The sequence below is a fragment of the Deltaproteobacteria bacterium PRO3 genome (genome assembly GCA_030263375.1).
In the GTDB taxonomy this organism is placed as follows: Bacteria; UBA10199; UBA10199; order DSSB01; family DSSB01; genus DSSB01.
Genome location: SZOV01000089.1, coordinates 1 through 12,854 on the forward strand (window position 1 = coordinate 1; position 12,854 = coordinate 12,854).

General features: G+C 66.0%; 7 protein-coding genes. All 7 read left to right on the forward strand.

Annotation, left to right across the window (positions count from 1 at the left end):
• Positions 1–996 (forward strand): chorismate synthase (aroC, locus tag FBR05_12315; GenBank protein MDL1872966.1); only part of this gene is annotated, 996 nt, incomplete at its 5' end.
• 104 nt (positions 997–1,100) lie between these two features.
• Positions 1,101–2,675 (forward strand): 3-dehydroquinate synthase, encoded by a 1,575-nt coding sequence (gene aroB, locus FBR05_12320; GenBank protein MDL1872967.1) that lies wholly within the window; start codon positions 1,101–1,103, stop codon positions 2,673–2,675.
• A gap of 3 nt (positions 2,676–2,678) precedes the next feature.
• On the forward strand, positions 2,679–3,266 hold the full coding sequence (locus tag FBR05_12325) for a hypothetical protein (GenBank protein ID MDL1872968.1): 588 nt from the start codon (positions 2,679–2,681) through the stop codon (positions 3,264–3,266).
• A complete protein-coding gene (gene aroQ, locus FBR05_12330; GenBank protein ID MDL1872969.1) occupies positions 3,250–3,738 on the forward strand; it encodes a type II 3-dehydroquinate dehydratase in 489 nt (162 codons plus the stop codon). Before FBR05_12325 ends, aroQ begins: the two co-directional genes overlap by 17 nt.
• A 60-nt stretch (positions 3,739–3,798) precedes the next feature.
• The gene (locus tag FBR05_12335; GenBank protein MDL1872970.1) at positions 3,799–4,593 is read left to right on the forward strand and encodes a tetratricopeptide repeat protein; all 795 of its coding nucleotides are present in this window, start codon (positions 3,799–3,801) and stop codon (positions 4,591–4,593) included.
• Between the two features lie 64 nt (positions 4,594–4,657).
• Positions 4,658–5,950, forward strand: coding sequence for a histidine--tRNA ligase (locus FBR05_12340; GenBank protein ID MDL1872971.1), 1,293 nt, complete (start codon positions 4,658–4,660; stop codon positions 5,948–5,950).
• Between the two features lie 255 nt (positions 5,951–6,205).
• Positions 6,206–12,854 (forward strand): hypothetical protein (locus tag FBR05_12345; GenBank protein ID MDL1872972.1); only part of this gene is annotated, 6,649 nt, incomplete at its 3' end.

Below are 12,854 nucleotides of genomic sequence, written 5' to 3' on the forward strand. Positions count from 1 at the left end.
GTCGAGATCGTCGCGGGGGTGCGGCACGGTTACACCTTGGGCTCCCCGATCGCCGTGGTCGTACGCAACAGCGACTGGAAGAATTGGCAAGACGAGATGAGCGTCGGGCCCACCGACAAACCGCTCAAGCGCGTCGTCACCCGGCCCCGTCCCGGCCACGCCGACCTGGTCGGGGGCATCAAGTACGACTTCCGCGACCTGCGCAACGTCCTCGAACGGGCCAGCGCCCGCGAGACCACCTCGCGCGTCGCCTGCGGCGCGGTGGCTCGACGGCTGCTCGAGGAGTTCGGCGTCCGCATCGCCGGGCACGTGACGGCGGTGGGCTCGGTGCGCGCCCGGGCCGTCCCCGCGAGCGCGGCCGAGATCCTGGCCAAGACCGAGGACGCCCCGCTGCGCTGTCTCGACGCCGAGGCAGAGGCCAAGATGGTGGCCCTGATCGACGAGGCCAAGAAGAAGGGCGATTCATTGGGCGGGATCTTCGAGATCGTCGTCGACGGCCTGCCGCCCGGCTTGGGCAGCTACGTCCAGTGGGACCGCAAGCTGGACGGCCGCCTCGCCCAGGCGATCCTCAGCATCCAGGCCGTGAAGGGCGTCGAGATCGGCGACGGCTTCGACAACGCGCTTAAATTCGGCAGCCAGGTCCACGACCCCATCTATTACGACGCGGCGAAGCGGGCCTTCACCCGTTCCAGCAACCGCGCGGGCGGGATGGAGGGCAGCATGACGACGGGCCTGCCCCTGGTCGTGCGCGGGGCGCTCAAGCCCATCTCGACGCTCTACGAGCCGCTGCACTCGGTCGACATCGAGACCAAGCAGGAATTCGAGGCCAGCGTCGAGCGCTCCGACACCTGCGCGATCGCGGCGGCGGCGGTGATCGGCGAGGCGGCGGTGGCGATCACCCTGGCGGACGCGTTTTTGGAGAAATTCGGCGGCGATTCGCTGCGGGAGATCCGCAGGAATTACGACGGGTACCTCGAGCAGGTCCGGCAATATTAATTCGAATTTCAGGCACCGGTATTGTCGCAGCCGCTGTAGGGGCCGTTCGCGAACGGCCCCTACGGACGCCGCGACGATCATTTGGGTGTAATAAACCGCGATATATGTCCCTCCCCTCACGCATCATCCTCAGCGGCTTCATGGGTACCGGCAAGACCACCGTCGGCAAGTTGCTCGCCCGCAAGCTTAACTACGACTTCATCGACACCGACGACCTGGTGGTCTCGCTCAGTCAGAAGCCCATCGCGCGGATCTTCGCGGAAGAGGGCGAAGAGATGTTCCGCCGCTGGGAGAGCATGGCCATCGACCAGGCCCTGGCCCGCGAGGCGACGGTGATCGCGGTGGGCGGCGGCGCGGTCTGCTTCCGCGACAACCTCGACAAGATCCGCAAGAACGGGCAACTCGTCCTGCTCAAGGCACAGATTCCGACGCTGCTCAAGCGCCTGAGAGCCGACGATTCCCGGCCCCTGCTGCAAGGCGAGGACAAGGAGGGACAGATCCGCGAAATTCTCGCCAAGCGCGCCCCCGCCTACAGCCGCATCTCGCTGCAGATCCCGACCGACAATCAAAGCCCGGAAGCGGTCGTCGAGGAGATTCTCAAGGTGTTGCCCCTGGAAAGCCGCGCCCTGCGCGTCGAGCTGGGCGAGCGGAGCTACCCGCTTTATTTCCAGAAAAACGGGATCGAAAGCCTCAACCTGCTTTTGCAACGCCATTGCCCCGCCGAGCGCGTGGTCCTGGTCACCAACTCCGTCGTCCAACGCCTCCACGGCGCCAAGATCGCCCGGCACCTGAAGAGGCAGCACGACCTCAAGACGATCGTCCTGCCCGACGGGGAAAGCTTCAAGACCCTCAAGACCGTCGCCTCGGTCTATGCCAAGCTGGTCGAGTTCAAGGTCGACCGCAAGACTCCGCTGATCGCCTTGGGTGGCGGCGTGATCGGCGACCTGGTCGGCTTCGCGGCGGCGAGCTTCCTGCGCGGCATCCCCTTCGTCCAGATCCCCACGACGCTGCTCGCCCAGGTCGACAGCTCGATCGGCGGCAAGACCGGGGTCGATCTCCCGCAGGGAAAAAACTTTGTCGGCGCCTTCTACCAGCCGCGCTTCGTCTTGATCGACGAGACCTTCCTCAGGACCTTGAAGCGCCGCGAATTCGTCTGCGGCCTGGCCGAGGTGATCAAGTACGCGGCCATCTTCGACGCCAAGCTCTTTCGCGGCCTGGAGGAGCACATGGACGCCATCCTGAAGGGGAAGGGCGCGGGCCTCGAACCGGTCATCCGCCGCTGCTGCGAGCTGAAGGCCTGGGTCGTCGAGCGCGACGAGAAAGAGACGCTGGGCCTTCGCGCCAAGCTCAATTTCGGCCACACCCTGGGTCACGCGATCGAGAGCCTGACCCGTTACAAGAAATACACCCACGGCGAGGCGATCGCGATGGGGATGGTCTACGCCGCGGGCCGTTCGGTCGAGCGGGCCGGCCTGCCCCCGGCCGACGTCGCGCGCCTGAAGGCCCTGATCGCCCGCGCGGGCCTGCCCACGGAGATGCCGGCCTTCTCCAAGGCGGCCTACCGCAAGGCCCTGATGCAGGACAAAAAAAGGGTGTCTTCCCGGCTGCATTTCGTTTATTTAAACAAGATCGGGAAGTCGGTGGTGATCCCGACGCCTCTCGACGAAATACTGGTATAAGCTATGCCCATCGATTTCGATCCCGTCTTCCATACCGAGACCATGGTGAGGATCCTGCGCGAGCAGGGCAGTACCCAATACGCCATGGAGCTGGCCGAATTGATCCTGCAGAAGAACCCGCAGCACGAGGGCGTCCGCCGCATCCTCGAGGAGCTCCGCGAGGAGGCCCGCCGGGCCTTCGAGCGCTTCAAGAGCGGCGGGCGCAGCCCGGAGGCCTCGGGAACCTCCGCGTCGGAGGAAGATATGGCCGCGGCCGAAGCCGGGGAGTCCGGTTCAGAAAATACGGCGGACGAGACTTCCCCGGGATTGCAGCACGCATCCGTTTCGACGGCCGACCTTCACGCCCTCGGCGCGTCCGTCCCGGCCGCCGCCCGCGAAGGCTTGGACGCCGGCCCGGAGCTTCGGTCCGAGGCTTATGAATTTTCCTCGGAGGCCTCCCCGGTTCAAGAGAACGCTGCCGAGCCGGTCCGCCTGACCCTCGTTCCCCCTCCGCCCCCGCCGACGCGGCGCGAGGCCAAGATCCTCCGCCTCCAGGCCCTGCTGCGCCGGGTCCAGTCGCTAAGGAAGGCCGCCCATGCACCCCAAGCGTAAGATCCTCGTCATCCACGGGCCCAACCTCAACCTGTTGGGGCTGCGCGAGCCCGACGTCTACGGCGCGGTCACCCAGAAGGACATCGACAAGACCCTCAAGGCCATCGCCGAAGAGGAAAACTTGAGCCTCAAGGTCTTCCAGTCCAACAGCGAGGGCGAGCTGGTCGACGCCATCCAAGGCGCGGCGGGGCGCTTCGACGGCATCCTGATCAACCCCGCGGCCTACACCCACACTTCGGTGGCCTTGCGCGACGCGGCTGCGGCGGTCGGCCTGCCCCTGGTCGAAGTCCACCTTTCCAATATCTACAAACGCGAGGAATTCCGGCATCATTCCTATATGGCCCCGGTCGCGGTGGGGCAGGTCTCGGGTTTCGGGGCCTACAGCTACGTGCTGGGCCTCTACGGCCTGATTCAAGAGATCGATAAGCGGGCGGGGGACGTAAGCCCCAAGAGGCGAAAGAAGAAATCGTAGGGGCGAACCTCGTGTTCGTCCCGACGGAAGCAACGTATTTGGCACCAGGCGCGCAGTCCAATGGCAAAAGAAAGCATCTCAAACATCTTTAAAGGGCTCTTCAAAAAATCCGGCCCCGAGGGCGAGCTGAAGGAATTCTTGGCGATGTCCGCCAAGGACCCCACCGACATGCGCCTGAAGATCAAGGTCGGGGAGCTGTATTTCAAGAAGAAAGACATCCGCAACGGCATCGCCTGGTTCCGCGAGGTGGCCGAGCATTATGGCGAGTCGGGATTCCTCCTCAAGGCCATCGCCATCTACAAAAATATCCTCAAGTTCTCCCCTGGCTCGGTCGAGTTCAACGAGAAGCTGGGCGAGCTCTACGCGAAGATGGGGATGCGCGGCGACGCCTCGCAGCAGTTCCAGATCGTCGTGCACTACTACCTGACGCACCAGAAGGGCGCCGATGCGATCCGCGCCTGCCAAAAGCTGGTCGAGGCCGAGCCCGGCGAACCGCGCCACCGCCTGCGCCTGGCCGAGATCTATTTCAACCAGGGCATGCAGGAAGAGTCGCTCAAGGAATACGAAAAGCTCGCCCGCGAGCTGCGCAAGGAGATGAAGCACCTCGACATCCTGGTCGAGGTCTACGAGAAGATCCTGCTCAAGAAGCCCAAGGAGTTGGGCCTGCTTAAGGAGCTCTGCATCTTCTACCTCAAGCTTAAAAATCCGCAGAAGGCCCTGCGCAAGATCGAAAAGTACAAGCTCGAGCAGGACGAGCACTTCAAGCCGATCTACGCGAAGGCCCTGCAGCTCAAGGAATATCTGGCCAAGACGGACGTGAAGGAAGACACGGGCAAGATCAAGGCCTCGGAATAAATAACGCGGCGGAAACGGTACGGTACGCGCCGCTTCCGCCTTTTTGTTTTCGGTTGAGGAAAAAATGGCAGAAAAAAAGATCGTCGGCGTCAAGGGTATGGAAGATCTCTTCGATCCCGTCGAGGTCCGCAAATGGCTGAAGGTCGAACGCGCGGCGCGCCGGGTCTTCGCGCCGGCGGGCTTCCGCGAGATCCGCACCCCCATCCTCGAGGACGCGGCCCTCTTCGAGCGCAGCGTCGGCGAGACCACCGAGATCGTCGAGAAAGAGATGTACACGCTGCTCGACCGCAACGAGCACAAGCTGGCGATGCGCCCCGAGGGCACCGCGCCGGTGGTGCGCGCCTTCGTCGAGCACTTCACCTCGCACAACGTCAACGAGGGGCGCTTTCTCTACATGGGACCGATGTTCCGCTACGAGCGCCCGCAGAAGGGCCGCCTGCGCCAGTTCCACCAGATCGGCGCCGAGATCTTCGGCTCGGACCATCCCCTGCTCGACGCCGAGATGATCCTGCTCATCCGCCAGCTCTTCGAGGACCTGGGTCTCGAAGGGGTGCAACTGCACCTGAACTCCCTCGGCTCGAAGGAGGATCGAAAGAATTACCGCCGGGCCCTCGCGGCCTTCCTCGACGGAGTCCAAGAGAAACTCTGCGACGACTGCCGACGCCGCATCCAGCGCAACCCGCTGCGCGCCCTCGACTGCAAAAAGCCCGGCTGCGCCGAGGCGACCAAGGGCGCGCCGCTTTATTCCGACCACCTCTCCCCGGAGAGCCGCGAGCACTTCGCCGCGGTGCAGGCGGCGCTCTCGGCCCACGACGTGCCCTTCACGCTCAACCCGCGCCTGGTGCGCGGCCTCGATTACTACGAGAAGACGGTCTTCGAATTCACCAGCGGCGAGCTCGGCGCGCAGAACGCGGTCGCCGGCGGCGGGCGCTACAACGACCTGGTGCACGAGCTGGGCGGCCCCGCGGTCCCGGCCATCGGCTTCGCGCTGGGAATGGAGCGGCTGCTGGCGATCCTGCCGGCTCAGGCAGTGGCGAGCGACGAAGCGCCGCGGGTCTACCTGGTGGGCCTGGACGCCGAATCCGACCGGCTGCTCTTCGAGCAGCTCAAGCCGCTGCGCGAGAGCGGGGCCACCGTCGAGCTCGACTTCGGCGGCAGCTCGCTGAAGAGCAAGATGCGCCGCGCCGACCGCTGGCAGGCCGACTGGGTCGTGATCGTCGGCGAGGACGAGCGTAAGAAGGGCGTGGCCATCCTCCGCGACATGCGGGGCGCGGGCGGGCAGGAAGAGGTCCCTTTTTCCGAGCTGTTCCTCCGCCTGGGCTCTCGTTTTCCTACCCTACATTATCTGCCGCGATGAGAGGCATTCTCGGGGTAAGCCCAGATCCGGGGCCTGCGCTCCGGGGGGCTTTTAGCCTAAAAATTAGGCATAATATTATAACTATTTATAAAATTTAGTTATTTTTATATATCTTTTCGTCGCTTCTTCCTGAAATTTCCTGGCGACTTGCGACGATTTTCCCCGATAAGTGCTTATCATTCCGCGGGGCACGCTGGTTGAGCGTGCCTCATGGGCAATACCCCCATCGACATTTTCAGGCGTCCCCCTTTCGGTTTGGGCCATCCTCTTCCCGAAGATTCCCTCTCGGGGCATGGGGCTCGCGAAACCCCAGGGCCTCAGCCGGAGGCGGAGGAGAGGTCCGGTGACGGCTTCGAATCCGCCGCGCCGGTGCGATTCGCGGGGGCCGGCGGCCCGCGCAGCCTGCTGCTTCGCGATGCGGAGGTCCTGCGCTCTCGGCTTCCCGCCGAATTGGATGCCGGCGGGTTTTTCGAATTCACCGCCGGCCTCGAGGGCCGGGCCGAGGCCCTGGCCTTTTTCCGCGGCTTCCAAGTCATTTGCGAGGCGGGAAGCCTGGAGCCGCAAATCCTTTCCTCCCGGGAACTCGATGCCGAAACCCTGGAGCAGGCGCTGAGGCATTTCGAGGCCCTCGACGGCGAGAATTTTCCGAACGCGACGTACGGCGCCTTGGCGCCCGAACCCGCGACGATCCTCCGCGGCCTGGCGCGCGTCGTGGCCGCGCTGAATCCCGACCAAGCCGACGTCGTGCAGGGCCTCGCGAACGAACGCTTGATTTGCCGGGTCTACTCCGCCTTGCTTCGATTCGAGGGCCGGGCCGCGGATCGCGACGCATTAAGGGCGTCCTGGATGCGACGGCACGAGGCGCTCTCGCGGTATCCCGTCGGCGCGGAGACGCTGATCCAAGACTATGCCGAGCTTTCGGAAGTTCTCCTCAGCGGAGACTTGCCGGAGTTGCGCCCGCCTCTCTCGGATTCCATCCAAGCCCAAGTCGACGCCTGGCGCCGGCCCGCCGCGGGGACGGACCCGCGCGCGGCGATTCTCGGCCGGCAGCAGGCTTTCGAGCTGTTGCGTGGAACTTGGGAAGCCCTCGGCGAGACCGGTCGCCAATTGTTTTTGGATGTAACGGAAGAGCTGGATCGCGACGCGCTTGGCTTGGAGCGGGAGGCGGCCGGGGCCGAGCCCGCCCTCCGGCTGCAACTCTTGGGCGAGGCCGCCGCGCTCTATCGGCGGCTCGCCGCGCATCCCGAGGCGGGCGAGCATTACCGAGGTCGCTTGCGGGCGACGCTGGAATCCCTGCTCGAGGCGGCGGGCGGCGAGGCGGTGGATCCAGAACTGCGCTTGCGGGCGGTCCTGCAGGTGGCGCGGGAATTCGAGGCCGAAGGCGATCCGGCGCGCGCCGAGGCGATCCGCGCGGACTTAAGCGCCCGCGCGGAACGCGCCCTGCGGCGCGGCGGCCGGTCTCGCTCCTCGATCGTCGACCGCTACGCGGATCTGCGCGAGGCCTTGTCGATCTATCGCGAACTGGGCCCGGAATCTTCTCGCGAGGCGGCGAGCCGATCCTTGGAGAGCCTGCTGCGCGGGGTCTTGGAGGGCGCGGCCCGCCGCGGCGATCCCGAGTTGCGCCGCGAGGCCGAGGCCTTCGCGCTGGAGGGCTACCTCGAGCTGGGCGATCTGGAAGCCGCCGAAATCCTGTGGTGCGGCTTGCGCGCGGGATTGCCGCGGCCTGAAGCCGCGTGCCGGGAGGGAGGCGTCGAGCCGACTATGGACGTCGATGCCTGCGCCGCCTGGCTGCGGCGTCTAGGCGCCTATGCGCAGCGGCTGGCCGTGGCCCGGGCCGACGGCGCGGAGACGGTGCCCGATTTTTCGCTGTTCCGCGAGGCCTTGTCGGATTTGGCCGCCTTGGGCGCGCGCCACGGGCGCCGCACGATGGCCCTCTACGGCCGTTTCATGCTGGCCGTCCTTGACCGGGATCCGGCCGCGGAAACCCTCTACGAGCAGTTGCAAGGAGTCGGGAGCCCTGTCGAAGGCGGCTTGGAGCTTCCCATCCACGATATTTTGCTGGCGGCCTCGGGTCTAGAAACTCCACCTTCCGAGGTCGAGCCGGACGAGTATCAGCGCATGGCCCGGGAGATCTGGGAACGGCACCGTCCCTTTCTGACGCTCGAGCGCTGCCTGCCGACGCTGGGTTTTCTCTCCCAAATGATCGAAGGGAATTACCAACAGCGCCTCGCGATGGCGGACGAGGAGGGGCATTCGAGAATTCCCATTTTAGCGGAGCGGGAGGCGATGCGGCGCAGCCTGGCCTTCCTTCAGCAGGCCCTCGTGGAGGGGCGCGCGGCCACTACGGCGGAGGCCATCGCGCTCTTGCCGGACTTGCTGGGCGACGAGGCCGCGGCCCGCGACTTTTACCGAGGGCTCGGCGGCGCCTTCGCCTCTGAGGGCCTGGACGGCGTCGAGCACCGCGACACCGATCTGGCGCGGCGCCTGATCGACGTCGAGCGCTCCGCGGATCCGGAGATACGCGCCCAGCGCTACCTGTCGCTGGCGCGTGAGATGGTGGTGGCCGACAGCCTCAACCGGCGCTGCGACGGCCTGATCGCGGCGCTCTTGCAGGCCGCCGAGGACAGTGGCGCGCGGGGTCGGGCGCCGCGCCCCCTGATGGAGATCCTCGGCAACCTGGCCAATGACAGCCGGGACCTGGGGGATTTCTCCGAGCTCTACAACCGCCTCGCCGGCAACGAGACCCTCCAAGCGCAGATCCAGGCCTTCCGCGACGTGACGCCTTATATCCAGACGATGAATCAAGTGGTGGACTCGGTCTTTTCGGTGGAGGGCGGGGCCATCTTGCTCGCTTCGATCTTCACCGGCGGCCTCGCGGCGGAGCTGGCCGGCGCAGCCCTGTTGGCGCGGCTGGGCGCCGGGGCCTACGTCGTGGCGGACGGGGCGGTGGCGATGACCTGGACCGCCCGGGCGGCGGTGGGGGCCACGCGCATCGCGGCCGCTTGGGCGGCGCGCTCCGCGACCGAGCTTGGAGGGATCGCCGTCTACCGCGCGGCGACGGGTCGTCGACAAATGGATTTAGAGGAGGTGAGGCTTCGCCTCATCACCTCGCTGTTCTGTTCGGTGGGCGACGAGTTCGCGACGCATTTCACCCGGGCCTTCCTGGGCCGGGCCCTGCGCCCGGTCTTCGGCGAGACGGCACGAGGTATGGCTCGCACCCGCGCGGCGACCGAGGTCGCCGAGTTCTTCGCCTCGGGCTTGGGCGAGATGTGGGGCGAGGACGTCGGCGGCCGGGTCGCGGGGCGGGCGCCGGACACGCGGCCCTTCTTGGTACGTTATTTCGAAGAGACTCTGCACGGCTCCTTCTTCGTCGCGGGCACGCGCGTGGGCGGGCCCCTCGCCGAGGCGGTGACGTCGCGGCTTCGACCGGCTGAAACTTCCGCTTTTGCTCCGACCGGGGTCCTGACGGATTTCGGCCACGCCATGGACCCGGCGGCAGCCGCTATCCTGTCCCCGGATCCAATGCCCGGCCTTTCCCCTGCGGAGATTTCCGAAAATCCCGCCGAGCCGGCGGGGAGCGGCCTTTGGATCGAGCGGAACGGTTTATCCGAAGAGGGGGTTCCAGTGGAGGGGGTGGGCAGCCCTCCTGCGGACGCGCATCCGCCTCGCGGCTCGCTGGTGCCAGGCTTGATCGGGCGGGAGGGCAACGCGCGGATTCGTCACTACCGGCTGCGACGCCTCGTTCAGAGCGAGGGAAGGGCCGTGGCGGAAGTCGAGTCATTGGACCCCGGCCTTCCCGCCGCGCGCTTCATCCTCGCCTTGCCCATGGCGAGCCCTTGGGAGGCGGGACAGGAGCTGAGTTTTATCCCGGCGGTCGAGGGTGGCAGCGGTCGTGACGAGGCAAGCGGTCCTCGGGGGATGTTCTTTCCGCTGAGGCTCTCTCGATATGAGCTGCGTGGGGGCGAGCGCGGCGCGCTGCGCATGCAGATCGTTCCGGATCCCGACGGCCCCGGCCGCTATCGCACGAGCGGACACGGCTTTTTAATCTTCCGGAGCGAGGCGGGGAGGGTGCGGGGGCGCGATCTGGAGTCGGCCTCCCGCCTCACGCTCTTCGATCCCGGCAGCGGGATCGCGGTGGATTCGCACCTGCCGGTGGGCCCGGACGACCTGGAAGCCTTCCTCGAGGACTTTCGCGACCTGCGCGAGCACCTCGAGACGATGGGCTTCGATTTCGGCCGGGCCCGCGTGAACCTCGTCTACGGTACTCAGGAAGGGGCTGCGGCCGCGACGACTTCCCATGCCGGTCCCGACCTTGCGCGCCGTCTGGAGCGCCTGGGGATCCGCTTCGAGTCGGTGCGCCCCTTGGAATCCGGCGAGCCCCCCTTGGACCTCGACTTGGCGACCGGGGCCTTGCTCGCGGAGGGGGAAGAGGCCTTTCGCCGGGCCGAGGCGCCGACGCTTCCGCCCTCCGCGCCGCGCGACGCCGTCGACGCCTCCAACTTCTATCTCTTCGAGGAATGGCTCGAGTCGGCCGTGGCCCTCGCGGCGAATCAGCCGGGGCTGGAGGAATTCACCCGAGGCCTGGGCAGGGAGTGGGAGCGGCGGGAGATCACTTTTCCCACGATGATCCGCCGCCTGCGCGACTACATCCGCACCGAAACCGAGGCCCTCACCCGGCCCGGTCTCTACGCCTCCTTGGCCGGCGCGCTGGCGAGTCAGGACCTGGTCGATTACGCCCACGCCATCCTCGAGCAGGAGTCGCTGTCCCTGCAGGAGGTTTGGCCTGGGGAACAGCAGCTTTGGGATACGGAGGAGGGCTTGGCCCGCGTGCAGCTGATCCGCGCCCTGGTGCGGAACGGGATCTTCGAGGGCGAGATCAATCCCGTCTATCACCTGGCCCGGATCCGGGACTCCGGCGCGCGCTACCTGGCCTGGCGGGAATTGCTGACCGGGCTGGTGGTACGGGGCCAGGAGCGGCGCGCGCAAGAGCTGCTGATTTCCTTCTCGCGCAACTCCCGCGTCGGGACCCCCGCGGCGGAACGCGAACTTCTGTGGACCCTGTTTCGCGAGATCCGCTCGGAATTCCGCGGGCCCCGAGGCGAGGGCGGCGGGACGGGTGCGGTCACGGCCCTGCTGGCTGCTGGCGCCGGCGCGGCGACTTTGTTGGGCGCAGATACGGCCTATGCCGCTTTTGAAGTGTCAGGCCTGGGCGAGATCTCCTGGGGCATTGGCTTAGGTCTGGGCTTTGCGACAACAGGGGTCTTCACCTGGTTTACGAATCGGTTTCACGATTGGCGCTCCAGGAACTCCTCCGATACGCATGGCGATCGCTCGCAGTCGCCCTATCGCGACGCATCGCACTCAAGCGCGGTTCAACAAGGATCGCTTCTTCCCTCGAGCGTCGTGAGTCGGGTCAACCGGCTGAGGGGCCATTGGGCAAATCGGGAGCTGCGTCATGATACGAGGCTTGAGGCGCTCGAGGGCTATTTTCGGGAACTTCGAAACATTCCTCTGGATCAAACGGGTTTTTTCGCCGAACAAGCCGTCCATTTGCGGGAAAACTTTGAAGGTATGGGAGATTGGGACCCGCCGACGGGATGGTACGCTTGGTTCGATTTCCTCTTTCCCGCCAATGACTCCATAGCCGGCGCGGGTTACGCTAGGTCGGCCTTGCCTAGACAGGCCGTGCAAATTTATCAGTGGCTCTTGGGACGGCTGCCTCCCGGCCATCATGAAGTTTATAGGGGTGCCGAATTTCTGCTCGATCAGCCGGATGGTCGCCGCGACTTGGGATTCTTGCGTCGCCTGATGAAAAGAGGATTGCGATCCTTCGACCCGGAAGCCTCGGAATTCGCTCGACTGCTTCACGAGATGTCATCGGATTCCAACAGGAGCGCTTCCGCGCGTGAAGACGCCTCGGTTCTTCATTGTCACTTTCGACGGCTAAATAAAGCGGAGCCTGAAGGGGACGCCGGGGATCGCGAGAGGGTGGGGCCTAGGGTCAGGGTTGAGCCAGAAGTCGCTCCACCGGAAATATTGGATGTGCAGGACTCCACTTTGAACGAGGAGGGTGCTTCTCAACCTCCGAACTATCGAAGGCGAGAGGGCGGGGATGGCTTAACCGTGCTATTGGCGGCCGGAAGCGGCGTTGCGACCTTGCTAGGGGCTGATGCGGCTAGGGCCCAAGACAGCCTGGATTTCCATGGCGGAGGTGCGCTCGACATAGTTTCGTGGGTGGCTCTCGGGGGAGTTTTTGCGGCGGGTTTAGCTTATCTTTACGCGAACTGGCGGCGTTCCAGCGGACGCCTGCACCTCGAACGGATCGCGGCGCTCTACGACCCGGCAAGGTCCGAGGAGGAGCGTCGCGAGCTGGGCGAGTGGCTGCGCCGCGAGGCGCGGGAAACCCCCGAGGCCTTCGGCGCCGAGGCCGTGCGCGCCCTGAGGAGCGACCTTAGGCGCGACAGCCTGCCCGCTTTGGACGTGTACATGGCCCTGCTGGAGACCGACCATCCGGTCGCCCGCCAATTCCTGACCGCGGCGGACGTGCGGCGCTGCGAGGCGATGATTTTGGCCCAGGCCCGCGGCGCCGAGGGCGTGCGGCGCCTGCTCGACGCCGCGCTGCGGGCGCGGGTCTCGGCGCGCTTGATCGACGCCGTGGCGCAGCGGATCAACCATCCCTTCGTCGGCCAGCAGTTGGTCGCCGGGATCGTGATGGGGCAGATTCGGCCCGCGCTTGTCCTGCTCAAGGCCATGGAGGAAGCGCACCCCGATCGCGTCGAGACCCTGGAGGATTTGCTGACCGCCCTGCGCCGCTCCGCGCGCCTGCTTGTGCGCCTTTTGGGGCGCGTCGCCCTCATCGCGAGGGGCGCGCGTCGGCTTTTCGGCCTTCTTCGCGCCGCCCTTG